19 protein-coding genes, 2 tRNA genes and 10 pseudogenes are annotated in these 26,089 nt (G+C 66.8%); 29 read left to right on the top strand and 2 right to left on the bottom strand.

The genetic code is table 11. The annotated features are described in order from the left end of the window. Positions 1-28: 28 nt before the first annotated feature. The 22 genes and pseudogenes from NHF48_RS06945 to NHF48_RS06840 form a co-directional block, all read left to right on the top strand. Positions 29-430: pseudogene (locus NHF48_RS06945) on the top strand (type II secretion system protein N); the annotation flags it as partial. Between the two features lie 424 nt (positions 431-854). Then, a pseudogene (gene gspD, locus NHF48_RS06940) lies at positions 855-3,070 on the top strand (type II secretion system secretin GspD). 104 nt (positions 3,071-3,174) lie between these two features. Continuing rightward, positions 3,175-4,723: pseudogene (locus tag NHF48_RS06935) on the top strand (GspE/PulE family protein). A 190-nt stretch (positions 4,724-4,913) separates the two neighbouring features. Further along, positions 4,914-6,141, top strand: a pseudogene (gene gspF, locus NHF48_RS06930) (type II secretion system inner membrane protein GspF). Between the two features lie 66 nt (positions 6,142-6,207). Further along, positions 6,208-6,592: pseudogene (gene gspG / locus NHF48_RS06925) on the top strand (type II secretion system major pseudopilin GspG). Beyond that, positions 6,567-7,037 carry a GspH/FimT family pseudopilin gene (locus tag NHF48_RS06920; protein WP_253070651.1) on the top strand — a complete coding sequence of 157 codons (471 nt, stop codon included), beginning with the start codon at positions 6,567-6,569 and terminating at the stop codon, positions 7,035-7,037. The pseudogene gspG and the gene NHF48_RS06920 overlap by 26 nt, the downstream one beginning before the upstream one ends. Further along, complete coding sequence (gene gspI, locus NHF48_RS06915; RefSeq protein ID WP_253070650.1) at positions 7,027-7,431, top strand: type II secretion system minor pseudopilin GspI; 405 nt, start codon at positions 7,027-7,029, stop codon at positions 7,429-7,431. The genes NHF48_RS06920 and gspI overlap by 11 nt, the downstream gene beginning before the upstream one ends. After that, positions 7,428-8,114 (top strand): type II secretion system minor pseudopilin GspJ, encoded by a 687-nt coding sequence (gene gspJ / locus NHF48_RS06910; protein WP_253070649.1) that lies wholly within the window; start codon positions 7,428-7,430, stop codon positions 8,112-8,114. The genes gspI and gspJ overlap by 4 nt, the downstream gene beginning before the upstream one ends. Next, positions 8,101-9,099: a type II secretion system minor pseudopilin GspK gene (gspK, locus tag NHF48_RS06905; protein ID WP_253070648.1), complete on the top strand. Its 999-nt coding sequence runs from the start codon at positions 8,101-8,103 to the stop codon at positions 9,097-9,099. The genes gspJ and gspK overlap by 14 nt, the downstream gene beginning before the upstream one ends. A 118-nt stretch (positions 9,100-9,217) precedes the next feature. Then, positions 9,218-9,898 carry a type II secretion system protein GspL gene (gspL, locus tag NHF48_RS06900; RefSeq protein ID WP_253070647.1) on the top strand — a complete coding sequence of 227 codons (681 nt, stop codon included), beginning with the start codon at positions 9,218-9,220 and terminating at the stop codon, positions 9,896-9,898. Continuing rightward, positions 9,780-10,181 carry a GspL/Epsl periplasmic domain-containing protein gene (locus NHF48_RS06895; RefSeq protein WP_253072357.1) on the top strand — a complete coding sequence of 134 codons (402 nt, stop codon included), beginning with the start codon at positions 9,780-9,782 and terminating at the stop codon, positions 10,179-10,181. Before gspL ends, NHF48_RS06895 begins: the two co-directional genes overlap by 119 nt. Continuing rightward, positions 10,178-10,519, top strand: a pseudogene (gene gspM, locus NHF48_RS06890) (type II secretion system protein GspM); the annotation flags it as partial. The gene NHF48_RS06895 and the pseudogene gspM, both read left to right, overlap by 4 nt. Before the next feature lie 298 nt (positions 10,520-10,817). Beyond that, positions 10,818-11,405, top strand: coding sequence for a type II secretion system protein N (gene gspN / locus NHF48_RS06885; RefSeq protein ID WP_342454727.1), 588 nt, complete (start codon positions 10,818-10,820; stop codon positions 11,403-11,405). A 40-nt stretch (positions 11,406-11,445) separates the two neighbouring features. Further along, a tRNA-His gene (locus NHF48_RS06880) sits at positions 11,446-11,522 on the top strand. Positions 11,523-11,633: 111 nt separating this feature from the next. Then, positions 11,634-12,684, top strand: a pseudogene (locus NHF48_RS06875) (Leu/Phe/Val dehydrogenase). 191 nt (positions 12,685-12,875) lie between these two features. Then, positions 12,876-13,601: a heme ABC transporter permease CcmC gene (ccmC, locus tag NHF48_RS06870; RefSeq protein WP_253070646.1), complete on the top strand. Its 726-nt coding sequence runs from the start codon at positions 12,876-12,878 to the stop codon at positions 13,599-13,601. 97 nt (positions 13,602-13,698) lie between these two features. Next, complete coding sequence (gene ccmE, locus NHF48_RS06865) at positions 13,699-14,145, top strand: cytochrome c maturation protein CcmE (RefSeq protein WP_253070645.1); 447 nt, start codon at positions 13,699-13,701, stop codon at positions 14,143-14,145. Continuing rightward, positions 14,142-16,062 (top strand): annotated as a pseudogene (locus NHF48_RS06860) (heme lyase CcmF/NrfE family subunit). The gene ccmE and the pseudogene NHF48_RS06860 overlap by 4 nt, the downstream one beginning before the upstream one ends. After that, entirely contained in the window at positions 16,059-16,586 is a 528-nt protein-coding gene (locus tag NHF48_RS06855) for a DsbE family thiol:disulfide interchange protein (RefSeq protein WP_253070644.1), read from the top strand. The pseudogene NHF48_RS06860 and the gene NHF48_RS06855 overlap by 4 nt, the downstream one beginning before the upstream one ends. Positions 16,587-16,720: 134 nt before the next feature. Then, entirely contained in the window at positions 16,721-17,104 is a 384-nt protein-coding gene (locus NHF48_RS06850; protein ID WP_274705260.1) for a cytochrome c-type biogenesis protein, read from the top strand. Next, positions 17,104-17,451, top strand: a complete 348-nt coding sequence (locus NHF48_RS06845; RefSeq protein ID WP_253070643.1) for a hypothetical protein — start codon at positions 17,104-17,106, stop codon at positions 17,449-17,451. Before NHF48_RS06850 ends, NHF48_RS06845 begins: the two co-directional genes overlap by 1 nt. Beyond that, positions 17,451-17,747, top strand: coding sequence for a tetratricopeptide repeat protein (locus tag NHF48_RS06840; protein ID WP_253070642.1), 297 nt, complete (start codon positions 17,451-17,453; stop codon positions 17,745-17,747). Before NHF48_RS06845 ends, NHF48_RS06840 begins: the two co-directional genes overlap by 1 nt. A gap of 42 nt (positions 17,748-17,789) precedes the next feature. On the opposite strand, the gene NHF48_RS06835 is transcribed toward NHF48_RS06840, so the two are convergent. Next, positions 17,790-18,008, bottom strand: a complete 219-nt coding sequence (locus NHF48_RS06835) for a DUF3072 domain-containing protein (protein WP_056058060.1) — start codon at positions 18,006-18,008, stop codon at positions 17,790-17,792. Positions 18,009-18,059: 51 nt separating this feature from the next. Further along, positions 18,060-19,166 carry an alanine dehydrogenase gene (gene ald, locus NHF48_RS06830; RefSeq protein ID WP_056048250.1) on the bottom strand — a complete coding sequence of 369 codons (1,107 nt, stop codon included), beginning with the start codon at positions 19,164-19,166 and terminating at the stop codon, positions 18,060-18,062. Between the two features lie 127 nt (positions 19,167-19,293). Between ald and NHF48_RS06825 the strand changes: the two genes are divergently transcribed. The 7 genes and pseudogenes from NHF48_RS06825 to NHF48_RS06800 all read left to right on the top strand — a co-directional run bounded on the left by NHF48_RS06825 (position 19,294) and on the right by NHF48_RS06800 (position 26,061). Next, positions 19,294-19,647, top strand: a complete 354-nt coding sequence (locus NHF48_RS06825; RefSeq protein WP_342454601.1) for a winged helix-turn-helix transcriptional regulator — start codon at positions 19,294-19,296, stop codon at positions 19,645-19,647. After that, positions 19,589-19,735, top strand: coding sequence for an Lrp/AsnC ligand binding domain-containing protein (locus tag NHF48_RS24810; protein WP_342454600.1), 147 nt, complete (start codon positions 19,589-19,591; stop codon positions 19,733-19,735). The genes NHF48_RS06825 and NHF48_RS24810 overlap by 59 nt, the downstream gene beginning before the upstream one ends. Positions 19,736-20,016: 281 nt before the next feature. Further along, positions 20,017-21,916: pseudogene (locus tag NHF48_RS06820) on the top strand (potassium transporter Kup). 145 nt (positions 21,917-22,061) lie between these two features. After that, positions 22,062-22,580, top strand: a pseudogene (locus tag NHF48_RS06815) (2'-5' RNA ligase family protein). Between the two features lie 66 nt (positions 22,581-22,646). After that, a tRNA-Met gene (locus NHF48_RS06810) sits at positions 22,647-22,723 on the top strand. Between the two features lie 180 nt (positions 22,724-22,903). Next, positions 22,904-25,276, top strand: coding sequence for an FdhF/YdeP family oxidoreductase (locus tag NHF48_RS06805; RefSeq protein ID WP_253070641.1), 2,373 nt, complete (start codon positions 22,904-22,906; stop codon positions 25,274-25,276). Next, entirely contained in the window at positions 25,273-26,061 is a 789-nt protein-coding gene (locus NHF48_RS06800; protein ID WP_253070640.1) for a formate/nitrite transporter family protein, read from the top strand. The genes NHF48_RS06805 and NHF48_RS06800 overlap by 4 nt, the downstream gene beginning before the upstream one ends. Positions 26,062-26,089: the final 28 nt, after the last annotated feature.

The following is a 26,089-nucleotide window of genomic DNA, read 5'->3' as shown; positions in this document are numbered from 1 at the left end:
GAGAGCGGGAAATTGGGGTGGGTCGCGGATGCGATTGAAGCTGGACGCGCGGGCGCGCCGTATCTTGCGGCGTATGCCGGTCGTGAATGTCTATAGTGTCGTCGAACTCGCGCTGCTGGCCGGGCTGGCGGTGCAGTGCGCGCGGTTGGCGTGGACGATCGTGACACCGATTACGCCGCTCGGCGACTGGCGCCCGGCCGCGCCGATGGTGGTCGGTTCGCCCGCCGATATCCTGCGCGGGTTCGATCCGTTTTTCCGCCTCGGTGGCGCGGCGGGCGCGCCCGCCACCGTCACGTCGCTTCAGTTGACCCTGTTCGGCACGCGGATCGATGAAGCGATGGGCCGCAGCTCCGCGATCATCGCCGGTCCCGACGGCGTCCAGCAGAGCGTCGCGGTCGGCGACGAGATCCAGCCCGGCGTGCGTCTCAAGGCGGTCGCGTTCGATCACGTCACGATCGACCGCGGCGGTGCCGACGAGGATCTGTTCCTCGACCAATCGGGCGCCGTCACGCCGGTCGTCCCCGGCGCGGCGCCAGCCGGTGCGCCCGGTGCCGTTGCCCCCGTCGTTGGCATCCCCGTCGGCGCAGTTGCGCAGCGAGATCGGCTTCATCCCCCGCATCGACGGCGGCCGCATCAGTGGGCTCACCGTCCGTTCGCAAGGCTCGGGCAACGCGTTCCGCTCGGCCGGGCTCAAGGACGGCGACGTCGTCACCTCGATCGGCGGGCGTCCCGTTTCCGGTCCCGGCGACCTCGACCGCATCGCCAAGGATTTCGCGGGCGGCGGCAACGTCCCCATCACCGTAGAACGCGGCCAGGATACCCTGCCGCTCGCCATCACGATCGCGCCCCCCCCAATGAAAAAACTGTTTCTCGGCCCCGTCGTGGCTCTCGCACTGGCGGCCAGCGTTCATGCCCAGACCACGCTAAACGTCCGCGATGCCGATATCCGCGCGTTCATTGCGGACGCCGCCAAGGTCACTGGGCGCACGTTCATCATCGACAACCGCGTCGCCGGTAAGGTGACGGTGGTCACCGATCGCCCGCTGTCTCGCTCCGAATATTTCGAGATTTTCCTCTCGACTTTGCGCGCCAACGGCCTCGTCGCGGTACCGACCTCGGGCGGTGCGTTCCGCGTCCAGCCGCTCGACAACGCCGCCTCGCAGCCGAGCCGGATCGGCGTCGCAGGCGCCGCACGCAACAGCTACGTCACCGAGATCATCCGCCTCCGCGCGATCGATGCGCAGTCCGCTGTAGAGACCGTCCGTCCGCTGGTCAGCGCGCAGGGCTCCGTCAGCGCGAACCGTGGCGGCAACAGCCTCGTCGTGGTCGATTTCGCCGACAACATCCGCCGCATCCGCGAAGTCCTTCGCCGGATCGACACCGACACCTCCTCCACCCGCGTCGTCGCGTTGAAGAATGCGAGTGCGAAGGAAATCGCGACTGCGCTCCAGGGGGCTGATCGGAGCCGGCACCGGCGGCGGACAGGGCGGGCAGGGCGGTGGTGCCGCCGCCGGCCCGAGCGCATCTGTGGTCGCAGTCGAAGGCTCGAACGCGGTCGCACTCCGCGGCGACCCGACCACCGTCGCCCGCCTCGCACAGGTCGCCGCCGACCTCGACCAGAAGGCGCGCAACGGCACCGAGATCAAGGTCGTCTTCCTTGAGAACGCCGATGCCGAACAGTTGCTACCAGTGTTGCAGGAACTCGTCGGCCAGACCCCGACGCAGCCGGTGCAGACGGCATTGTCGCGCTCGAACTTCGGATCGAGCAGCACCAACGGCGCGTCCGGCGGCCAGTCGAACTTCTCGCAACCACAAATCCCGCAATCCGGACCGTCGCCGAGCGGCGCGTCCAGCTCTGGCCAGGCCGCGATCACGTCTGCTGGCCGGTCGGCCGTGGTCGTCACGCGCTTTGCCGGCGCCAACGCGATCGTCATTGCCGCGCCTGCCGAGATCCAGCGCCAGCTGAACGAAGTCGTCCGCCAGCTCGATACGCGCCGCGAACAGGTGCTGGTCGAGGCGATCGTCGCCGAGGTCTCCGATCTCGACCGCGCGCACGCTTGGCGCACAGTTCATCGTCGGCGACCCGAGCGGCGGCGCGTTCGGCGCGTCGACCTTCTCGAATTCCGCGCCCAACATTCTGCAGATCGCGGGCGCGATCGGCGCGCGCTCGATCGGCGGCAACGGCACGACGGTCGTCGCGCCCGATGGCACGCGCACCGAAACGAACACCCCCAATGCCGCGGCGGACGCGCTGCAGCAGTCGGCGATCGCGTCGATCCTCGCGGCCACCGGCGGCTTTGGCGGGTTCGGCGGCAAGATCGGCAGCACGTTCTTCGGCGCGATCATCAACGCGGTGAAGAGCGACACGACCTCGAACCTGCTCCAGGTCCCGCACCTCGTCACGCTTGACAACCAGGAGGCGCACAGCCTCGTCGGGCAGGAGATCCCGATCACCACGGGGCAGGCGCTCAGCACCAATTTCGACAACGCCTTCCGCACCACGCAGCGCCAGAATGTCGGTATCGAGCTGACCGTGCGGCCACAGGTGAACTCGTCGGGCACGGTGAAGCTCAACCTGCGCCTGGAGGTCAGCTCGATCGCTGGGCCGGTGTCGAGCGACAACAGCGACCTGATCCTCAACAAACGCGAGGTCGAGACCGTCCGCACCGTCGACGACGGTCAGATTGCGGTCATCAGCGGCTTGCTCGACGATAACGAGCGTCGCACGATCGAGAAGATCCCGCTGCTCGGCGACATCCCCGTGCTCGGTCATCTGTTCACCTCGAAGGCGAAACAGCGGTCGAAGACCAATCTGATGATCTTCATCCGCCCGACGATCCTGCGCACCGCAGAGGACAGCCGCAAGCTGACCGAGCAGCGCTACGGCTATGTCCGCCTGCAACAGGGCTTGCAGGAGCCGGGCGCCGAGCCGTCGATCGACCAGCTCGTCCGCGATTACATGGGCGCCGCGCCGCCGATCCCGAGCGCACCGATCCCCGGTAACATCGAAGACCCGCGCATCGCGGTGCCGGTCCGCACCTCGACGATGGTCGTGCGGCCGAAGAAATGATTATCCGCGAAGGCCACGAGATCGACGCTTCTGCTCCCCCTCCCGCTCGCGGGAGGGGTCGGGGGAGGGCCTGTCTTACTCCCGGACGACGCGATCGAGGGGGTATGTCATTCCCTCCCCCAACCCCCTCCCGCGAGCGGGAGGGGAGCAGTGACCTCCCCCAGATCACCATCCCCTACGCCTTCGCCCGAAAATTCGGCGTCGTCGTCGACCACACCGACACCGACTCCCACCTCACCATCGCCATGCGCGCCGGCGCAGACCCGAAAGTCCTGCTCGAACTTCGCCGCTATCTCGCACGCCCGTTCGACGTGACCTTTGTCGAACAGATCGCGTTCGATCGCCTCCTCTCGAACGTCTACGCGATGGACGGCCAGGCCAACGCGCTCGCCGCAGTCGGCATGGGCGACGAACTCGACCTGCTCGCGGGCGACATGCCGACCGCGGAGGATCTGCTCGACACCGCCGACGACGCCCCCCGCGATTCGCCTCATCAACGGCATCATCGCCGACGCCGCACGTAACGGCGTGTCCGACATCCACATCGAGCCGTACGAGAGCGGCTTGGTCGTCCGTATGCGCATCGACGGTGTGCTCCGCGAAACGCTGCGGATGCCGCCCAACGTCGCCCCAGTCGTCGTCAGCCGCATCAAGGTCATGGCGCGGCTCGACATCGCCGAGCGTCGCGTCCCGCAGGACGGCCGCATGGGGCTGACGTTAGGCGGCAAGCTACTCGACGTCCGCGTCTCGACGCTGCCGAGCCGCGCGGGCGAACGCGTGGTGCTGCGTATCCTCGACAAGGAAAACGCCGGCATCGACTTGGAGGCGCTCGGCCTGCCGCCCGCACTGTTCGCACTGCTCAACGAAGCGTTGAGCGAGCCCAACGGCATCATCCTCGTCACCGGCCCGACCGGCTCGGGCAAGACCACGTCGCTCTACGCTGCGCTCCGCCTGCTCAACGACGGCAGCCGTAACATCCTCACCGTCGAGGACCCGGTCGAGTACGCGGTCGACGGCGTCGGCCAGACCCAGGTCAACCCGAAGGTCGGCCTGACCTTCGCGGCAGGCTTGCGCGCGATCCTCCGCCAGGATCCCGACGTCGTCATGGTCGGCGAAATCCGCGACCGCGAGACCGCCGAGATCGCGGTACAGGCGTCGCTCACCGGCCATCTCGTGTTGTCGACGGTCCACACCAACGACGCGATCGGCGCGATCACCCGCATGCGCGACATGAAGGTCGAGAGCTTCCTCCTCGCCTCGACGCTCCGCGCGGTGATCGCCCAGCGCCTCGTGCGCCGGCTGTGCCCGACGTGCCGCAAGGCGGTACCCGCGTCGGATACGGTAGCCCCGCTGCTCGGCATCGCCTCCGACGCGGTCGTCTACGTCGCGCAAGGCTGCGAAGACTGCAACCAGACCGGCTACAAGGGGCGTATAGGAGTCTTCGAAGCGGTCCGCATCGACGACACGATCCGCCGGTTGATCAATACCGATGGGCACGAATCGGAGATCACTGCGCACGCGTTCGCAAAGTCCCCGAACCTCGCCCAATCCGCCCGTGATCTGGTTCTCTCCGGCCAGACCACAGCCGAAGAAGCGGTAAGAGTATCCCGCCGCGACACGACCGAAGTTGTCGAGGATACAGTAGTTGCGTAGCGCGCGCCAATTCCTCCCCGGAACGGGGAGGGGGACCAGCGAAGCTGGTGGAGGGGGCTCACCAAGCTCGCACCGCCAGTCGGACGTGACCAGGTTCCCGCGCGCACCATCACCACAACCGCAACGTTCGCGGCACGCCCCCTCCACCACCGCTGCGCGGCGGTCCCCCTCCCCCTTGCAGGGGAGGATGATGGCTGATTTCGACTACATCGCGATCGACACCAAGGGCGCCGAACGCCGCGGCCACGTCGCCGCGTCGGACATAGACGTCGCGCGCGCCACCCTCGACGCGCGTAAATTCTACGTCGTAAAGATCACCCCCCGGCGCGCCGCCACAGGCCTCGAAAGGCCGCCCGCTCTTCGGCCTACAGCTCGGCACGCCGAAGATGTCGGGCAAGAACCTCACCCTCTTCACCCGCCAGCTAGCTACGTTGAACCGCGTCTCCCCGCTGGAGGAATCCCTCCGCACGATCACGCGCCAGACTGAACAGGACAGTGTCCGCACGATAGTCCAGCACGTCCACGCCGGCGTCGTCGAAGGCCGTCGCCTCGCCGACGCAATGGCGCGAGAGCCGAAAAGCTTCCCACCGCTCTACCGCGCGATGGTCTCCGCTGGCGAAAGCTCAGGCTCGCTTCCGACCATCCTCGACCGGCTCGCCGCCCTGCTCGAACGCCAGGCCGAGATCCGCGGCAAGCTCATCACCGCGCTCGCCTACCCCTCGATCCTAGCGCTCGTCGCGTTCGGCGTCGTCACCGCGCTGATGATGTTCGTCGTGCCGCAGGTCGTCGAACAGTTCGACACGGTCGGCCAGCAACTCCCGCTGCTTACGCGGATGGTCATGGCGTTCTCGGCGTTCCTCGTCGGATACTGGTGGGTGATGCTACTGATCGTCGTCGGTGGCGGCCTGGCCGGATGGCGCGCGCTCAAGGACCCGACGCTCCGGCTCGCGTTCGACGGCTGGCTGCTTCGCATTCCGCTACTCGGCCGCCTGATCCGCGACCTTCACGCGGCCCGCATGGCGCGCACGCTCGGCACGATGGTGGCCAGCCGCCTGCCGTTGCTCGACGGCCTGAACCTCACCGCCAGCACGATCCACAATCGCCGCCTCCGCCTCGCCTCCGACCAGATCGTCGACGCGATCCGCGGCGGTGGTTCGCTCTCCGCCGCGATGCGCCGCGCCGGCGTCTTCCCCCCGCTGCTGACCTATCTCGCGGCGAGCGGGGAAGCGGCGGGTCGTCTCGACGAGATGCTGGAGCGCGCCGCGGACTATCTCGAACGCGAGTTCGACCGTTTCACCGCCACCGCGTTGTCGTTGCTCGAACCGCTAATCATCGTCGTGATGGGCGGCATCGTCGCGACGATCGTGCTATCCATCCTGCTCCCGATCCTCCAGCTCAACACGCTGGCCGGACAATGAGGTTGTTCATGCGTCCCGAAGATAAAAAAGAAGCGCCGCGAGGCCGGCTTTACCCTCGTCGAGCTGATGGTGGTGATCGTCATCATCGGCCTGTTGGCGACGATCGTCGCGCTCAACGTGCTGCCCTCGGGCGACACCGCGCGGATCCAGAAGGCGAAGGCCGACATCGCGCAGATCGAGGGGCGGGCTGGAGCTATACAAGCTTCAGAATATGACCTTCCCCAACACCACGCAGGGGTTGAACGCGCTCGTCTCGGCACCCGCGGGTCTCGCCGATCCGTCGCGCTATCAGCGTGGCGGGTATCTGAAAAAGCTGCCGAACGATCCCTGGGGTCGCCCGTATCTCTATGCCTCGCCCGGCGCACACGGCGAGGCCGACGTCTGGACCTTCGGCGCCGACGGCAAGGAAGGCGGCGAGGGGATCGATGCCGATATCGGCAGCTGGCAATAAGCGGGACGCTGGCTTCACGCTCGTCGAACTGATGGTCGTCGTGACGATCATCGGCTTGGCCTCCGCTGTGGCCGTGCTAGTCATGCCGGACCCTCGCGGCCGCGTGCTCGACGAGGCGACGCGCTTCGCCCTGCGCACCCGCGCCGCGCACGATTCCGCGATCGTCGAAGCACGTCCGGTGAGCGTCTGGATAAGCGGTGGCGGCTACGGCTTCGACCGGCGGCTCGCGGGCGGCTGGACGCCGATCGCGGAGAAACCGATGCGCGTCGAACGCTGGAACGAAGGCACCAGAGCCAGCATCGGCGACACCAGCGGCCGGATGCGCGTGACGTTCGACCCGACCGGCCTCGTCGATCGTCCGGCGGAGATCCGCCTCGATCGCGGTGGCGTCGCGGCGACCGTCCACATCGACGCCGACGGTAGTGTAAGAGCCGATGCGGGCTGAGCGCGGCTTCACGCTTCGTCGACGTTACGCCGAATACGGCTTCACGTTGATAGAAATAATGGTCGCGCTGGCAGTGTTCAGCCTTGCGGCGATGGCGCTCGTGCGTCTGGAAAGCGCGACGATCCGCGGCGCCTCGATCCTCGACGAAACGCTCGTCGCGCAGATGGTCGCGCGCAATGTCGCGATCGACGCGGTCACCAGCGCGCAGCCACCGACCGCAGGCCGCGTCACCGGCGTCGAGACGAACGGCGGGCAACCCTGGACGTGGACGCGACAGGTCAGCGCGCTCGGCGGATCGAGCGTGTTGCGGATCGACGTGGCGGTCGCCGACCGGACCGGCACGCAACTCGGCCGTCTGACTATGGTGCGACCCGCGCCGCGGATGGTGATGTGACGCATCCGAAAACCGAGGCCGGCTTCACGCTCATCGAAGTCATGGTGTCGCTCATGATCTTCGGCATGATCGCCGCGGCGGGCGTCGCGATCCTGTCGTTCAGCGTCAAGGCGCAGAGCTCGACCGGCGCGAAGCTCGACGACATCAGCGCGCTCACCCGGACGATGTCGATCCTGTCCGCCGATCTCGCCCAGGCCACCAACCGCGCTACCCGCGACGAGGCCGGCACCAGCGTTCCCGCGTTCATCGGCGAGAGCGGGTCGGGCGTCACGCCGATGCTGCGTTTGGTCCGCGCCGGCTGGAGCAATATCGACGGTACGGCCCGGTCCAGCATGCAGAAGGTCGCCTACCGCGTCGATGGGGGCGTGTTCCAGCGGATCGCCTATCCGATGGTCGACGGTGCGCAACCGTTGCCGCCTGCCGCGTTGCTCACCAAAGTTCGTCAGGTCGGACTGCGCTATCGTATCTCCGGTGCGTGGAGCGATCGTTGGGATGGCGCGAGCGGCAGGCCGTTGCCAGATGCAATGGAGCTCACCGTCCAGCGCGATGACGGGACGCAGTTCCGCCAGATGTTTCTCGTCGGCACCAGCTACGTGCCCGCGCGCTCCGACTTAACCGGTCCGGAGACCACGCCGCCACCCGTCACCCCTCCGAGACAGGAGACGCCCGGTGCGCGAACCTGATCTCGGCATTCGACGCGGGCAAGAACGGGGCGCAGCGTTGCTCACCGTGCTAATGCTCGTCGCGATCATCGCAGTGATGGCCGGCGCGGCGCTGGAAAAACTCCGGCTGTCGACCCGGCTCGCGAGCAACGCCGCGACCGGCGAGCAGGCACGCGCCTATGCACTCGCGGCGGAGACGATGGCGCTGACCCGCGTCTCCAACCTGCTCGCGCCAAAGCCTACGCGGGTCACGCTGGCCGGCGGCTGGAGCAACACCCCGTTCGGCCTGCCGGTACCCGGAGGCTTCGCAACCGCGCGCGTCCGCGACGGCGCGAACTGCTTCAACCTGAACTCTCTCGTCGGCATGACGACCCCGGGCGTATACGTCGCGCGTGGTGACGTCCGGCCGCAGTTCGTCCGCCTGATGCGGCTGCTCGACGTGCCGGTGCAGGTCGCGGAACAGGTCGCGGCGGGCACGACCGACTGGATCGACAGCGATCAGGACCAGTCACCGATGGGGGCCGAGGACGGCGCGTATCTCGGTCGCGTGCCGTCGTACCGCACTGCCGGCACGCTGATGAGCGACCCCAGCGAACTGCGCGCGATCGCGGGAATGACGCCTGAGATCTACACGAAGATCCGCCCGTGGATCTGCACGCTGCCCTTCGCCAGGCCCTCGCCGATCAACGTCAACACGCTGCTGCCCGAACAGAGCGTGCTGCTGGCGATGATGTATCCCGATACGTTGTCGGTCGGTGCCGCCCAGCAACTGCTGCTGCGGCGACCGGTGCAGGGCTATGCGACCTTCGACGAATTGCAGAAGGGCGCGTCGTTGCTCGGCGCCGCCAATATCGCGCCCGGCGTGGACGCGCAGGTGCTGTCGAAATGGTTCACGCTCGATATCGACGTGACGCTCGGCACGACACAAATGCAGGAACGTGCGCTGATCGACGCGAACCGGCTTCCCGCGCAGCTCGTATCGCGGCAATGGGGCGAGCCATCATGACCACTTTGCTGTTCCTTCCCGCCGGCGAGACCGGATTTCGCTGGATGCGTGTCGCGGACGCGCGCGTGGTCGGGGGGGGGAGGGGATCCCCGATGCGATCGACGACGAGACGATCGCGGTGGCGCCTGCCGATGCGGTGACGCTGCACTGGGCGGAACTGCCGTCGCGGTCTGCGGCGCAGGCGACAGCGGCCGCGCGTATCCTGGCGAGCGAGGCGAGCGCGTCGCCGCTCGCCGAACTCCACGTCGCGGTCGGTGACGAAGGCGCGACCGACCGACCGATCGGGGTCGTCGGTGCCGCGACGATGCGCGACTGGCTGCTGATGCTGGCGGAGGCAGGCGTCGATCCGGTCGCGGTCATTCCCGCACCCATGCTCCTTCCGCGACCCGAAGAGGGGTACGCGCGGGCGGAACTCGCTGGCAGCGGTGTCGTACGTGGCACGTCCAGCGGGTTCGCCGACGAGGCGCGGCTGACGGAGCTGGTAACCGGCGGCACCGCGCCCGCGACTGTCGACCGTGATACGCTGGAAGCAGCGATCGTTGCCGCCGTCGCGTCGCCACCGCTCGACCTACGCCAGGGGCCGTTCGCGCGGCGGCGACGGTTCGCCATCGACTGGGGGGCTGATCCGCCGGCTCGCGCTGTTGTCGCTGACGATCCTGGCCGTGACGCTGGCGATCTCGCTGGTCCGCATCGCCAAGTACAGCTTCGGCGCGGATGCGTTGGAGGCGGAGGCCAATACGGTGGCGGTCACTGGCTTGCCGCGCGGCGAGACGGTGGTCGACGCCAGCCGCCAGCTTGATGAGCGCCTGTCGCGCGTGCGGGGACCGGGGCTAGGGTTCACCAGCACGACCGCGGCGGTCTTCGCGGCAGTGCGTGCGACGCCCGGCACCGAAGTCACCGCACTCGATTTCCAGGCGAACGGCGACCTGCGCCTGTCGGTGGCCGTCGAACGCGAAGCCTTGGCGACCGACCTGAAGCGCGCGCTCGAATTCGCCGGCTTCTCCGTCCGCGCGGGCGTGTTCCAGGCCGCCGCCGGCCGCGTGACGGGTGAACTCACGATAAGCCCGGAGAGCGGACGATGACCGGACTGAAGACGTGGTTCGAAGGACGCTCGCTTCGGGAGCGGCGGCTGTTACTCGTAATGGCGGGGCTCGCGGTCCTCACGTTGCTCTGGGCGCTGATCATCCGCCCGGTCGGCGACGGCCTGTCGAGCGCGCGCGAGCGTCACGCCGACGCCGTCACCCGGCTCGGCGAAACGCGCGCGCAAGTCGCGACGTTGCGCGATATCCAGCGGACCCGCGCCACCCCGCTGACCGGCACGCTCGCCGACGCGGTGCGCGCCGAAGCGGACCAGGCAGGCTTTGCGCTCGCCTCGCTCGATCAGGATGGGGCGAGCCGAGTACGGGTCGGCATCCAGTCGGCGCGTCCTGCTGCACTTGTCGCATGGCTCGCGCGGCTCGAACGGCTCGGCATCCTTGTCGATCTCGGTGGCGATGACCGACAAGGGGGACAAGACCGTCGGCGTCGCGCTCACGTTGAAGGCACGCGCGGCATGAGGCGGATCCGTTTGCGTACCGGCCCCGCCGCGCTGTTCGGCGGGATGCTGCTGATCGCGATGATCGTCTTCCTGCCGATGCGCGCGGTGCTCGGTTGGGTCGGCGTCGGCGACGAAGGGCTGGTCGCGCGGCGCGTGTCGGGGACGATCTGGGGGCGCGACGCTGACCGAGGCGCGGTTCGGCGATCTCGCGCTCGGCGATCTGCACGCTCGGCTGTCGCCCCTGCCGCTGCTGGTCGGTCGTGCGACGATCGTCTTTGCCGGTCCCGAATCGGTGTCGACCAAGCCGTTGCGTGGGTCGGCGAGCGTCAGTCGCCACGGCTTCGGCGTCGACCACATGACCGCTACGGTCGCGACCGGCCGGCTGTTCGCGCCGGTGCCCGTCTCCGCGCTCGACCTTGACGACGTCTCGGTTCGCTTCCGCGATGGCCAGTGCGAAGCCGCCGAGGGCCGCGTCCGCGCGACGCTCGCGGGTGACGTCGGCGGGATCACCTTGCCGCAGTCGGTGAGCGGCACCGCACGGTGCGACGGCACGGCACTGCTGTTGCCGCTGGCGAGCCAATCCGGGACCGAGAGCATCGCGCTCCGGATCGAGGGGGGCGGGGACCTACCGCGCCGAGCTGTCGCTGCGTCCGTCCGATCCGCTGGCGGTCCAGAAGCTCGAACAGGCGGGCTTCGTGAGCGGCCCGAACGGGTACAAGCTCGCCATCGAAGGACGTTTTTGACGTCTTTTTGGCAAGTCGACGGTTGACGCCGCCCGGCGACCCCCGCTAGGGGGCGATGCCTACGCGGCGGTCGTAGTTCAATTGGTTAGAGCGTCGGCTTGTGATGCCGGATGTTGCGGGTTCAAGTCCCGTCGGTCGCCCCATTTTCCCATTATTTTACCGAGCCTCCCCAACTTGAGCGCTTTGGGCTGGTAAAACCGGCCGGAAAATAATATTTCGCCTCCCGGTAATTTTATTCTCCTCAGGAGCCGGCGATGACAGCGGTTTGGGACCTTCCCGATTTCGACGACCACGAGGGCGTTCATGCCTTCACCGATCCCGAATCGGGCCTGCACGCGGTGATCGCGGTGCACTCGACCAAGCTCGGGCCGGCAGCCGGCGGCGCACGCTTCTGGCATTATGCCGACAACGGCCGTGCGGTGACCGACGCGTTGCGCCTGTCGCGCGGCATGAGCTTCAAGAACGCGATGGCGGGCCTGGAGCTTGGCGGCGGCAAGGGCGTGGTCCTCGCGGCCAAGCCCGGCGACGTCATCACGACCGCCCAGCTCGAGGCGTTCGGCCGCGCGGTCGATCTCGCTCGGCGGGCGCTATGTGACGGCCGAGGACGTCGGCATGTCCGAAGACCGCATGAAGGTGATCGCCAGCCAGACGCGCTACGTTTCCGGCCTGCCGGTCGCGAGCGGCGCTGCGGGTGGCGATCCGGGGCCGTACACCGCGCTCGGCATCTATCTCGGCGTGAAGGCGGCGGCGCAACGCGGGCTCGGCACGACCGACATGAAGGGCGTACGCGTCGCGATCCAGGGCGTCGGTTCGGTTGGCGGCGGGCTTGCTCGGTTGCTGGCCAAGGACGGCGCGGTGCTGACGCTGGCGGACGTCGACGAGGGCCGGGCGCAGAAACTGGCCGGCGAACTCGGCGCGACCGCGGTGGCGGCAGAGGCGATCCTGACGACCGAGGCGGATATCTTCAGCCCGAACGCGCTGGGCGCGATCCTGACCGAGATGTCGATCGCCGCATTGAAGGCGAAGGTCGTGGCCGGTGGCGCGAACAACCAGCTGAGCGTCCGCGAGGACGGTGCTCGGCTGCATGCTCGCGGGATCCTGTACGCGCCGGATTACGTCATCAACGCAGGCGGGATCATCAATGTCGGGCTGGAGTATCTGGGTCACGGCGATGAGGCCGAGGTTAAGGCACGGATCGCGCGTATCCCCGAGCGCCTGATTGAGGTCTGGAACGAGAGCGACCGCACCGGCCAGCCGGCCTCCGACGTGTCGGACTCGATCGCAAAGCGCCTGATCGGCCGGTAACGGTCCTTCTCCCCTCCGGGGGAGAAGGTGGCACGCAGTGCCGGATGAGGGGTTGTTGGGGTAAACGACCCGAGCCTCACGCCCCTCACCCTCCGACCGCAAGTGCGGCGGGCGCCTACCTCTCCCCGATGGAGAGATGGCCTCAAGTCCAAGGTGACAGCCTCGTATTGTTGCCATAATGGCTGTCCCTAGTGGCCACCCTACACGCCTTCGCAAACCCTGCGCGCTTCCTGAAGATCGCCAAGCCGTTGACGCCGGCGCTCTTCTGGGCCGGCGTCGTGCTCATCATCGTCGGTTGCTGGGCAGGCCTTACGCAGACCCCGCCGGATTACCTCCAGGGCGAGACGGTCCGAATCCTCTACATCCACGTCCCCGCCGCGTGGCTCGGCATGGGCGGGTGGAGCGGGATCGCGATCTTCAGCATCATGTTCCTCGTCTGGCGTCACCCGCTCGCCAGCGTCGCGGCGCGTGCGATCGCGCTGCCGGGTGCGGTGTTTGCGGCTCTATGTCTCATGACCGGCTCGATCTGGGGACGGCCGACCTGGGGGACGTGGTGGCAATGGGATGGCCGGCTGACCTCGATGCTGCTGCTGTTCTTCGTCTATCTCGGCTACATGGCGCTCGCGAAAGCCGACGCGGATCGTGGCGGCGACGGGCGCGTGCCGGCGCTCTACGGGATCGCCGGGTCGGTGCTGCTGCCGATCATTCGATACTCAGTGGTGTGGTGGAACACGCTGCACCAGGGGCCCAGCATCGGGCTGACCAAGTCCACGATCGATGCCTCGATCCCGTGGCCGCTGCCGATCATGCTGGCCGGCTTTACGTTCGTGTTCGCGGGGATAGTATTGATGCGGATGCGGACGATGCTGGCCGTCGCAAAATCCGAAGCCCGCATGCGTCGGATGGCGCGAGCATGAACCCTTGGCCGTTCGTGACTGCCGCGTATGTCGTGACGCTGGGCGGCGGCGCGATCATCGCGTTGTTGAGCTACCTCGCGATGCGTAGGGCCGAGCGATGAAGGCCAAGCATCAACGCCTGACGCTGGCACTGCTGGCGCTTGGTGCGGTCGTCGTCGCTGGCCTGCTCGCGCTGTCGGCACTCAAGGACCAGGCCGCGTTCTTCTACGCGCCGTCCGACGTGCGTCGCGACGGCCTGCCGCTCGGTCGCGCAGTCCGGCTCGGTGGGATGGTCGAGGGCGGTTCGGTGAAGCGCGCCGCCGACGGCATCACCGTGCATTTCACCGTCACCGACGGTCAGGCGACCACCCCCGTCGTCTTCCTCGGCATCGTCCCCGACCTGTTTCGCGAGAAATCGGGCGTCGTCGCCGAAGGCCAGTTCCAGCCCAACGGCAGCTTCGTCGCGTCGAACCTGCTCGCCAAGCACGACGAGAAATACATGCCGCCGCAGATGGCCGGCAAGATGCACGAGACCAAGACGCTCGAACCGGACGCCAAGCAATGATCGCCGAAGCAGGCCTCGCCGCGCTATGGTTCGCAGGGGCGCTGGCGGCGTTGCAGCTCGTGATGGCGGCGATCGGTATCGCGCGCGATCGTGACGACGTCGCGGCGGCGGTGCGGCCGGTGGCGATCGTCCAGGGGCTGCTCGCATTGCTGGCTATGGCGCTGCTGATCGAGTTGTTTCTCGATTCCGACATGTCCGTGAAGCTGGTCGTCGAAAACAGTCATTCGGCCAAACCGTGGCTCTACAAGTTCGCCGGTGCGTGGGGAAATCACGAAGGCTCGATGCTGCTCTGGGTGACGATCCTCGGGCTGGCCGGTGGCGCGGTGGCGATCTTCGAGCGCTCGCTGCCCGAACGCACGCTGACGGCGACGCTGGGCGCACAGGCGACGATCGCGCTCGGCTTCTACGCGTTCCTGCTGTTCTCCTCGAACCCGTTCGCGCGATTGAGCCCCGCCGCGGCCGATGGCCTCGGGCTCAACCCGCTGTTGCAGGACCCCGGCTTGGCGTTCCACCCGCCGACGCTCTACACCGGTTATGTCGGCCTCTCGGTCGCGTTCTCGTTCGCGGTCGGCGCACTGGTCACGCGCGACGTCGGGCCGGCGTTCGCGAAAGCGATGCGCCCCTGGGTGCTGATCGCCTGGATATTCCTGACGCTCGGCATCACCGCCGGATCGTATTGGGCCTATTACGAGCTCGGCTGGGGCGGGTGGTGGTTCTGGGATCCGGTCGAGAACGCCTCGTTGATGCCGTGGCTCGCCGCCACCGCCTTGCTCCATTCGGTGACGGTGCTCGCGACGCGCGACGGCCTGCGCGCGTGGACGATCATGCTAGCGGTCGTCGCATTCTCAATGTCGATGATCGGCACGTTCCTGGTGCGCTCAGGCATTCTCACGAGCGTGCACGCGTTCGCGGTCGATCCGGAGCGCGGCGCGTTTATCCTCGCGTTACTCGCGATCTACATCGGCGGTGCGCTCGCGTTGTTCGCCGCGCGGATCGGCACCGTCCGCGCGGGCACGACCTTCGATCCGGTCAGCCGCGAGGGGCGGGCTGGTCGCGAACAATTTGCTGTTGTCGGTGATCCTCGGGATCGTCCTGATCGGCACGCTCTACCCGATCGTCGCCGCGAGCTTCGGCTTGCAGCTGTCGGTGGGGCCGCCGTTCTTCAATAAGGCGGCGGGGCCGATCGCATTGCTGCTGGTCGCAGTGATGGCGGTCGGGCCGCTGCTTCGCTGGCGACGGGACGATGCGAAAGCGGTGCTGCGCCGCGTGATGTTGCCGATCGGCGCGACGCTGGTGGCGGCAATCGCGTTGCTGTTCGTCTGGCCGGGCGTGCTCCCTTGGGCCGGGCTTTCGCTGGCCGCCGGGCTCGCCGTCGCCAGCGTCGCGCCTTTGTGGAAGCGCAATCTGAGGCGCACGCCGCTGTTCACCTACGGCATGGTCATCGCGCATCTCGGCATCGCGGTCAGCCTTGCCGGGATGGCGTCGGACAGTGCCTTCACCAAGGAAACGCTGGTCGCGGTGCGGACGGGCGAGCCGGCTAGGGTCGGTCCGTACACCGTGACACTCGACGGCATTTCGCCCGTTATCGGCGAGAACTGGTCGGCCCTGGAAGCCCGCCTGACCGCGACGCGTGGCGGTAGCGGAAGCGGAAGCATCCTGCGCCCGCAGCTCCGCTTCTTCGCCAACCCGCCGACGAGCACGAACGAGTCCGCGATCCTGACCGTGCTCGATGGCCAGCTCTATACCGTGCTCGGCCAGCCGGACGGGCGGGGGCGCTGGCAGCTCCGCCTCTGGTGGAAGCCGTTCGTGACGCTGATCTGGTTCGGCGGCGTGCTGATCGCGCTCGGCGGCATGCTGTCGCTTCTCGGCCGGGTGCGGCGCGCGCGACGCGCTACGATACGGGCTGAGTGGGCATGAAGCGGTTCGCACTCTGGGCACCGCTGGCGATCTTCGCCCTGCTGTTCGCGGTGGTGGCGAGCGGGCTGTTCCGACCCGCCGAGAAGGTGGTGCGGTCGGCGATGGTCGGCAAACCGCTCCCCGATTTCGCACTGCCGGCGATGGTCCCCGGCAAGCCGGGCCTGACCAGCGCGTCGTTCCGGCAGGGCAAGCCGCGGTTGCTGAACGTCTTCGCGAGCTGGTGCATCCCGTGCATCGCCGAGGCGCCACAATTGATGCGCCTTAAGGCGATGGGCGTGCCGATCGATGCGATCGCGATCCGCGATACCGCGCCGGCGATTGCCGGGTTCCTGCGCCGTAACGGCGATCCGTACGAGCGGATCGGCAGCGATCGCGCCAGCCAGGTGCAGTTGGCGCTGGGCTCGTCGGGCGTGCCGGAGACGTTCGTGATCGACGGCCGCGGGATCGTCGTGAAGCAGATCATCGGCGATATCCGGCCTGAAAATGTGCCCGAGATCGTGCAAGCCGTGAAGGACGCGCGGTGAGCGTGCGCAACCAAGTTCCCCCTCCCGCTTGCGGGAGGGGGTTAGGGAGGGGCTTCTCGTGTCTCACCAAGCACCCGCGCGGGTCCGGCCCTCCCCGACCCCTCCCGCGAGCGGGAGGGGAGGTTCTCGCGGCGCTGTTGCTCTGCATCGCGCCAGCCGCCGCCCAGCCGGTCACTCCGCCAGCGCATTACGCCAACGTGCAACTCGCCGACCCCGCCAAGGAAGCCTCCGCCCGAGCGCTCATGGAAACGCTGCGCTGCCTTGTCTGCCAAGGCCAGTCGATCGCCGACAGCGATGCCGATATGGCGGCCGACATGCGCGCGCTCGTCCGCGAGCGGATCGAGCGCGGCGAAAAGCCTGCCTCGATCCGAGACTGGCTGATCGCACGCTACGGCGACTACGTGACGTACGATCCGCCGTTATCGGGGCTCACATGGCCGTTGTGGCTAGCGCCGATCCTGCTGCTTGGCATCGGCGGCTGGATCGCGCGGTCGAGCTTCCGGCGGAGAACACGCTGATGGGGTACGTCTGGCTGGCCGCGATCGGAGCCGGTGCGTTTGCGCTGCTCGCAGTATTGAAGGTGAACCGCGTCCTGTGGACGATGGTCGCGGCGTCGCTCATGCTCGGTGCGGCGGGGTATGCGTGGCAGGGGCAGCCAGGGCTTGCCGGCCATGAAGCGTCGCTCGGGCTTGCCGCAACGCCGGACGACAGCGCCATGCTCGAACTGCGCGACCAGATGCTCGAGCGGTATACGGGCGCCGCAGCGTACCTGGTTGCCGCAGACGCGATGACGCGGATCGGCGACCGTCGCGCGGCTGTGCAGGTATTGCTCGGGGGCTCAGGATCGCCCCAAAGAGCGTGGTGATGTGGACCGGGCTCGCCAACGCGCTGGCGGCGCACGATGCCAACCAGGTTTCGCCGCCCGCGCTGTTCGCCTTCCAGCAAGCAATGCGATTGGCGCCGAAACATCCCGCTCCGCCGTTCTTCCTGGGGCTGGCGTATGTGCGTGCGGGAGAATTCGCGACGGCTCGGCCATATTGGGCAAAGGCGCTGGCGCTGACGCCGGCCAACATCTCATACCGAGGCGAGATCGCTAGTCGGTTGGCATTGCTGGATCGGTTTCTGGCTATGCAGGATACGCCGAATGCAGGCCCAAAATAATCCCGCCACCCCGGGTCAAACCCAGGATGACGGGATGATGGCTTACTGCCCGCGGCCGGTCTTCGACTGCAATTCGTCGATCTTCTTCGACGCATCCGCCTTGGTCAGCGTCTCGTCGAATTCCTCATGCGCTTCCTCGGACAGCGTCTTGAGGTAGCTCGCCTGCGCACCGGTCATCTTCTCGTCGCCGGTGGTCCAGTCGTCCGGGTCCTTCTCGGCGTTCGAGAACGGTTCGGACTTGGGGTTCGGGGTGTCGGACATTGGAAATTCCTTTCCCCTGTCCAACACCCATGTTCCGTATCCGTTCCCGAGTCAGCCAGCCCATGCTTCGTAAGGTAAACCTAGATCATCGGCGACCGCCTTGTACGCGATCTTGCCCTTGTAGACGTTCAGCCCGTTGGCGAGATGCGGATCAGCCTTCATCGCCGCCTCAGCGCCGAGATTCGCTAGCTTCAGCGCGAACGGCAGCGTCGCGTTGTTCAGCGCGAACGCCGAGGTGCGCGCGACTGCGCCTGGCATGTTGGCGACGCAATAGTGGATCACGCCGTCGACCTCGAACACCGGATCCTCGTGCGTCGTGGCGTGCGACGTCTCGAAGCACCCGCCCTGGTCGATCGCGATATCGACCAGCACCGAGCCGCGCTTCATCGTCTTCAGCATCTCGCGCGTGACAAGCTTTGGCGCAGCGGCTCCCGGTACCAGCACCGCGCCGATCACGAGATGCGCATTCTTCACCGCCGCGGCGATCGCGGCCTTCGAGGCGTAGGCGGTCTTGATCTGGCTGGAGAAGAACATGTCGAGTTCGGCAAGACGATCGTTCGAGATGTCGTAGATCGTCACGTCGGCGCGCATGCCGACCGCCATCTGCGCGGCGTTGACGCCGGAGACGCCGCCGCCGAGGATCGCGACCTTCGCCGGCGCGACACCGGGCACGCCGCCGAGCAGCACGCCACGGCCGCCCTGCTCCTTCTCGAGGTAATGCGCGCCGACCTGCACCGACATGCGGCCCGCGACCTCGGACATCGGCTTGAGCAACGGCAGGCCGCGACGGTTGTCGGTGACGGTCTCGTACGCGATGCAGGTCGCGCCGGACTTCATCAGCCCCTCGGCCTGCGGCTTGTCGGCGGCAAGATGGAGATAGGTGAACAGCAGATGGCGCGGCTCGAGCATCGCGATCTCGCTCGGCTGCGGCTCCTTGACCTTCACGATCATGTCGGCGCCGGCGAACACGGCGGCGGCGGTCGGCAGGATCGTCGCGCCCGCGTCGACATAGTCCTGGTCCTCGAAATCGATGCCCGATCCGGCCTGCGTCTCGACGACGACCTCGTGGCCCGCGGCGACCAGTTCGGCGACCGACGGCGGGGTCAGGCCGACGCGATATTCGTGGTTCTTGATTTCCTTGGGGACACCGACGCGCATTGATTCCACTCCATTATCGTTTGCGCCATACTAGCGCGCCTTGGACGGGAAGGGTTCGCAAACTGGTCGCGATACGATACCGCATCTGCAAGATGATTGCATCCTTTGCCCTCGAAACGGGATAATCTTGAGCATCACGATCGAACGCAGGATTCTGGAGCTGCTCGCCGCCAATTCCGACCTCACCAGCGCCGAGCTTGGTGACGCGGTCGGGCTGTCGGCGAGCGCCGTGCATCGCCGGGTCGCGCAATTACGGGAAAGTGGCGCGATCACCGGCTATCGTGCGGTGCTGTCGCAAACGGCGCGCGGCGACCCCAGCATCGTGCTCGTCAACGTCACGCTGCGGGATCAGCGCAAGGGAAACGATGGCGGCGTTCGAGGCAGAGATCGTCGAGTGTCCGCAGGTTGTCCAATGCTTCCTGATGAGCGGGGAGGCGGATTACATGCTCCACGTCGAGATCCGTCACGGCGAGACGTTTGAACGCATCCATCGCGAGACACTGTCGCAATTGCCGGGGGTGACGCGGCTGGCGTCGCATTTCGTCATCCGCGAGGTGATCAGGCGATAGCGCTTTCCTGCGAACGCAGGAATCCAGGGTCAAGAACACCAGCGCCTGTTACCCTGGGCTCCTGCGTTCGCAGGAGAACCGGAGTGTTCTCACCTCAAGTGCCGGTCCGATCAGCCCCAGTTAATCCACGTTGCCCGCCTCGCCGTTGCCGCCTTCCGGCCCTCATGCTAAATGCGCGCGCTTGGGGCACAGGGTGAAATCGGAAATTCGATGAAGATTGCTGCACTTCCGGGTCGATTCACCGTCCAGTGAGCGTCGACCAGACCGCCGCGGCCTCGACCGTGCCACCCGCCAATCTCGATCTCGAGACGGGGCATCACAACTCCGACGGCATGCTGAAGCTCGCCTTCGGTGCGATCGGCATCGTCTTCGGCGATATCGGCACCAGCCCGCTCTACGCCTTCCGCGAGACCTTCGCCGGCCACCACAAGCTTGCGCTCGACGCGGCGCACATCATGGGCGTCATCAGCCTGATGTTCTGGTCGATGATGATCGTCGTGACGGTCAAGTACGTCATCATCATCATGCGCGCGGACAACAAGGGCGAAGGCGGCAGTTTGGCGCTGCTCGCACTCGTTTCGGGCAAGACCAAGACCAAGCGCTGGAGCAAGGGCATCATCCTGCTCGGCGTGTTCGCGACGGCGCTGTTCTACGGCGACAGCATGATCACGCCCGCCGTCTCGGTATTGTCCGCGGTCGAAGGCCTGGCCGTCGCCGCGCCCGCTTTCGGCGGCCTCGTGCTGCCGATCGTGATCGTCATCCTGATCGGACTGTTCTGGGTGCAGAAGAGCGGCACCGCGCGCATCGGCCTCGTGTTCGGGCCGATCATGCTAGTGTATTTCAGCGTCATCGCGGTGCTCGGTATCCTCAGCATCGTCCAGACCCCCCGAAGTGCTCTGGGCGCTGTCGCCACACTACGCAGTCGAGTTCTTCATCATCGACCCGGAGCGGGCGTTCCTTGCACTCGGCTCGGTCGTCCTCGCGGTCACCGGCGCGGAAGCGCTGTACGCGGACATGGGGCATTTCGGGCGCAAGCCGATCGGCCTGTCGTGGCTGTTCTTCGTGCTCCCCGCGTTGATCCTCAACTATATGGGGCAGGGCGCTTTGCTGTTTCGTGATGGTCGCGAGGCGCTCGTTAGCCCGTTCTACAATCTCGCGCCCGAAAGCCTCCAGCTCCCGCTCGTCATCCTCGCGACGATGGCGGCGGTGATCGCGTCGCAGGCGGTGATCTCCGGCGCGTTCTCGGTGACGCAGCAGGCGATCCAGCTCGGCTTCATCCCGCGTCTGCGCATCGAGCATACCAGTGCCTCGACCGCCGGCCAGATCTACATCCCGCTCGTCAACGGTGCGCTGATGGTGATGGTGATCCTGCTCGTGCTGTTCTTCCGCACCTCGTCGAACCTGACGAGCGCGTACGGCATCGCGGTGACCGGCGCGATGTTCATCGACACGTGCCTGCTCGGGGTGGTGCTGTTCCGCCTCTGGAACTGGCCGAAGATCGCGGCGATCCCGCTGCTGGCGATCTTCTTCACAGTCGATGGCGCCTATTTCGCGGCCAATCTGACCAAGGTGCCGGCCGGTGGCTGGTTCCCGCTGCTGGTCGGCTTCATCATCTTCACCTTCCTGACGACCTGGTCGAAGGGGCGGCAGTTGATGATCGACCGGATGCACGAGGCGGCAATGCCGATAAAGGTGTTCATCGGCTCGGCCGCGAGTTCGGCATCGCGCGTGCCGGGCACCGCGGTGTTCATGACCTCGACCGCGGACGGCGTGCCGCATGCGCTGCTCCACAACCTCAAGCACAACAAGGTGCTGCACGAGCGCGTCATCCTGCTAACCGTCAAGATCGTCGGCCAGCCCTATTGGCCCGCGCACGACCGTGCGGTGCGCGAGGAGCTTGGCGACGGCTTCCACCGCCTCGTGCTGCGCTACGGCTTCATGGAGGACGCCGACGTGCCCGCCGCGCTGCGCCAGGTCCATAATTGCGGCGCGGACTTCAAGATGATGGACACTAGCTTCTTCCTGTCGCGCCAGACGCTGCTCGCGTCGGACAAACCCGGCATGATGATCTGGCGCGAAAAGCTGTTCGCGTGGATGCTGCGCAACGCGGAAAGCGCGATGGAATTCTTCCGCCTGCCGACGAATCGCGTGGTCGAGCTCGGTAGCCAGGTCGAGATTTGATGGCTTACCCCATACGCTCCGCCAAAGTCGCACCGCCCCGGCGGAGGCCGGGGTCCAGTCGGAAAGGTTGCAGTAACGAAACGCCACGTCCGTCATCGACGTTTCCCAACTGGACCCCGGCCTTCGCCGGGGCGGTGTTTTCCCGATGACCGGCCCCACCGAAGTAGCCCCGATCATCGTCACGGCCCTGTTCGGTCGCCAGGACACCGCGTTCTTCGATGCAATGCGCCGCGAGCATTTCCCGCCCGAGCGCAACCAGCTCGATGCGCACCTGACGCTGTTCCACCATCTGCCGCCCTCGGGCCTCGACGAGCTCAAGCACCGCCTCAACCAGGAAACGCGTGGCATCCGTGCCCCACAGGCCCGTGTGGGCGGCCTGATGTCGCTCGGCCGCGGTGTGGCCTACCGGATCGAGTCCCCGAGCTCGTCGGCATCCGCGCGCGCCTCGCCGACGCGTTCACCGGCATGCTGACGCCGCAGGACGCCGGCGGCTGGCGTCCGCACGTCACGATCCAGAACAAGGTCAGCCCGCAAGTCGCCAAGCTCCTGCTCGGCAATCTGCAGCGCGATTTCACCCCCGAAGGACGTCGAAATCGCCGGTCTGGGCGCGTGGTGGTATCGCGGCGGACCATGGGAAGCGATTTCCCGGCACATGTTCGCTTGACCGCCTGGAAACCGCTTCCTATAGGCCGCGCCTCGCAGGGAAGAACGCTTCCCTGACGGACGGTACGGCGAAGTAGCTCAGTTGGTTAGAGCACGGGAATCATAATCCTGGGGTCGGGGGTTCAAGTCCCTCCTTCGCTACCATTTCGGATCTGGCGCGCGCCGCCGCCGGCACATCCCCGCAGACCGACGCAAGCGATCACCAACTGCGGGAAACTCGTCTTCGCAATCGCAAAATGCGCTTCTATTGCCTTGGGTTAATGGTCAGCCAGTGTGCCGCATCTCGGGCGCACGCGTCGGCCCGACCGTTCGGGAGATACGAGTATGCGCGACAAACGCCCTGATGGGATCGCCGATTATACGGGTCCGGCCGGCGGCTGGGGTGCGCTGAAGGCGGTTGCCGTCTCGCTTAAGGCGCAGCAGATCGTCGTCCGCGGCGGCCAGACGCTCCTGAAGTCGAACCAGCCCGACGGCTTCGATTGCCCGAGCTGCGCGTGGCCCGACCCGAAACACACCTCCTCGTTCGAATTCTGCGAGAACGGCGCGAAGGCCGTCGCGTGGGAATCCACCGCCAAGACGATCGGCGCCGACTTCTTCGCCGCGCACAGCGTGTCCGACATCTGGAAGCAGAGCGATCACTGGATCGAGGACCAGGGCCGCGTCACCGAGCCGCTCCGCTACAATGCCGCCACCGATCACTATGAAGTCGTGAGCTGGGCGGACGCGATGCGCGAGATCGGCGCAGGCCTCGCCGCTGTCCCCGATCCGAACCAGGCCGAGTTCTACACCTCGGGCCGCTGCTCGAACGAGGCGGCGTTCCTGTTCCAGCTGTTCGTGCGGCTCTACGGCACCAACAACTTCCCCGACTGCTCGAACATGTGCCACGAGGCGACCTCGGTCGGGCTGCCGAAGTCGATCGGCATCGGCAAGGGCACCGTCAGCCTCGAGGATTTCGACCACGCCGACCTGATCCTGTCGATCGGCCACAACCCCGGCACCAACCACCCGCGAATGATGGCGACGCTGCGTGAAGTATCGAAGCGCGGCGGCAAGATCATCGTCTTCAACCCACTCAAGGAACGCTCGCTCGAACGCTTCGAATCGCCGCAGTCGGTGGTCGAGATGGCGACGATGTCGGCCACCCCGATCGCGAGCAGCTATTATCAGGTGAAGGTCGGCGGCGACGCAGCCGCGCTGAAGGGAATTGCTAAGGCGCTCGTCGCGCTCGACGAAGCTGCCAAGGTCTCCGGCACCGAGCCCGCGCTCGATCACGCGTTCATCGCCGAGCATACCGCGGGCCTCGACGAGTATATCGCCGATCTCGCGACGACGGAATGGGCGGATATCGAGCGCTCCAGCGGGCTTTCGCGTAAGGACCTCGAAGAGGTCGCGCTGGCGTATTCGAAGTCGAAGTCGACGATCTGCTGCTACGGCATGGGCGTCACGCAGCACCGCACCGGCACGACCAACGTCCAGCAGATCGCGAACCTGCTTCTCCTGCGCGGCAACATGGGCCGGCCAGGCGCAGGCATCTGCCCGCTGCGGGGCCACAGCAACGTTCAGGGCGACCGCACCGTCGGCATCACCGAGCGGCCAATGCCTCTGCTGCTCGACAACATGCGCGACGTGTTCGGGTTCGAGCCGCCACGCGATCACGGTCATTCGGTGGTCGAGAGCATCGCCTCGATGCGCGACGGCCATGCCAAGGCGATCGTCTGCCTCGGCGGCAACCTCGCGATCGCCTCGTCCGATCCGCAGGCGTGTGCGGAGGGCTTCCGCAACCTCGACCTCGCGGTCCACATCACCACGAAGCTCAACCGCACGCAGTTGCTGATGGCGAAGGCCACGTACGTCCTGCCGTGCCTCGGCCGGACCGAACTCGACATGCAGGCGACTGGCCAGCAATCGGTGACGGTCGAGGATTCGATGTCGATGGTCCACGCCTCGCGCGGCTTCCTGATGCCGCCGGGTGAGAACGTTAAGTCGGAGATCTGGATCGTCGGCGAGATCGCCAAAGCGACCTTTGCCGCCAAGGGCCGCGCGCCGGTCGAGATCGACTGGGACGCCTATGTCGGCGACTACAGCCTGATCCGCGACAAGATCGAGGCGGTGTTCCCAGCGTTCGCCGACTACAACGCACGTATCCGCAAGCCGGGCGGCTTTCACCTGCCGAACTCGGCAGCGATGCGCGAGTGGAAGACGGACAGCGGCAAGGCGAACTTCCTCGTCGCCAAGGGTGTCGAGGAGGACGAAAGCGCGGGAGATCCGACCGTTTTGCGTCTGACGACGCTGCGGGCGCACGACCAGTACAACACCACCGTCTACAGCCTCGACGATCGCTATCGCGGTGTGTTCGGGCGCCGCGACATCCTGTTCATAAACGAGCGCGACATGGCCCGGCTGGGGCACAAGGAGGGCGACGTCGTCGACATCGCCACCGCGCTGCAGTTCGCGCGGCCCGACCGCGTCGTGCAGAAGCTGATGCTGGTCCGCTACGCGCTGCCCGATGGCTGCGTCGCCTCCTATTACCCCGAGACGCAGCCACTGATCGCGCTCGAGGATCACGATCCGCAGAGCTTCACCCCTTCCTACAAATCCATCCCGGTGACCGTCCGTCCCGCCGCCGCCGACATGGGTTCGGATCGCGGCGTGGTGCGCGCGGGGATCGTCGGGCACGAGAGTAAAGTACACGCATGAGCACCGGCTATTCGTCGACGATCGACACCTATGCGACCCTAGCGGCGACCAAGGCGGAGGCGTTGCGGCGTTCTCCCGCGGGGTTCTTCGCGGGCGCGATCCTTGCGGGCACGTATATCGGCATCGCGATGATCCTCGCGCTCAGCACGGGCTCGGGGCTCGAACCCGGCGTGCGACCATTGGTGATGGGCGCGACCTTCGGGCTCGGGCTCATCCTGACGGTGTTCGCCGGCGCCGAGCTGTTTACCGGCTACGTGATGTATCTCGGCTTCGGCCTCGCGCGCCGGACGATCACGATCGGAGACGCGCTCAAGCTCGCCGTCGTCGTGTGGATCGGCAACCTCGTCGGCGGCGTCGTTCTGTCGCTGGTGTTCGCGGCAGGCGGCGGCGGGGCGATCTTCGCCAACGCCGATACGATGTTCCACGCGTACGTCCTGCACAAGGTGTCGGTCGACGCGACCGCGCTGATGGCCCGCGCGATCCTGTGCAACTGGCTCGTCTGCCTCGCGATCTGGACCGCGGCGCGGATGACTGGCGACACCGCCAAGTGCATCGCGATGGCCTGGATCCTGCTCGCGTTCGTCGCCGCCGGGTTCGAGCATTCGGTCGCCAACATGACCGCGCTGACGCTCGGCCTGCTGGTGCCCAACTCGTCGATCGGCCTCGCCGGCATGATCCGCAATCTCGCGATCGTCACCGTCGGCAACACGATCGGTGCGTTGGTCTTCGTCGTCGGCGGCTATCTGGTCGCGTCGAAGACGGACGCGGTACAGGCCGCCAAGTAACAGCGGTGTCGCGTAGCAGCAGCGGGTC

This window comes from Sphingomonas sp. H160509, from assembly GCF_024124765.2.
Lineage (GTDB): Bacteria > Pseudomonadota > Alphaproteobacteria > Sphingomonadales > Sphingomonadaceae > Sphingomonas.
Note: the sequence above shows the minus strand (reverse complement) of the source record. Positions and strands in the feature narration are given on the sequence as shown.

Bases quoted from the DNA above. Each gene is read 5' to 3' on its own strand.
- NHF48_RS06920 (WP_253070651.1), top strand. From the start codon at position 6,567: ATGCCGATATCGGCAGCTGGCAATAAGCGGGACGCTGGCTTCACGCTC.
- gspI (WP_253070650.1), top strand. From the start codon at position 7,027: ATGCGGGCTGAGCGCGGCTTCACGCTTCGTCGACGTTACGCCGAATAC.
- ccmE (WP_253070645.1), top strand. From the start codon at position 13,699: ATGAAGGCCAAGCATCAACGCCTGACGCTGGCACTGCTGGCGCTTGGT.
- NHF48_RS06855 (WP_253070644.1), top strand. From the start codon at position 16,059: ATGAAGCGGTTCGCACTCTGGGCACCGCTGGCGATCTTCGCCCTGCTG.
- NHF48_RS06845 (WP_253070643.1), top strand. From the start codon at position 17,104: ATGGGGTACGTCTGGCTGGCCGCGATCGGAGCCGGTGCGTTTGCGCTG.
- NHF48_RS06840 (WP_253070642.1), top strand. From the start codon at position 17,451: ATGTGGACCGGGCTCGCCAACGCGCTGGCGGCGCACGATGCCAACCAG.
- NHF48_RS06835 (WP_056058060.1), bottom strand. From the start codon at position 18,008: ATGTCCGACACCCCGAACCCCAAGTCCGAACCGTTCTCGAACGCCGAG.
- ald (WP_056048250.1), bottom strand. From the start codon at position 19,166: ATGCGCGTCGGTGTCCCCAAGGAAATCAAGAACCACGAATATCGCGTC.
- NHF48_RS24810 (WP_342454600.1), top strand. From the start codon at position 19,589: ATGAGCGGGGAGGCGGATTACATGCTCCACGTCGAGATCCGTCACGGC.
- NHF48_RS06805 (WP_253070641.1), top strand. From the start codon at position 22,904: ATGCGCGACAAACGCCCTGATGGGATCGCCGATTATACGGGTCCGGCC.
- NHF48_RS06800 (WP_253070640.1), top strand. From the start codon at position 25,273: ATGAGCACCGGCTATTCGTCGACGATCGACACCTATGCGACCCTAGCG.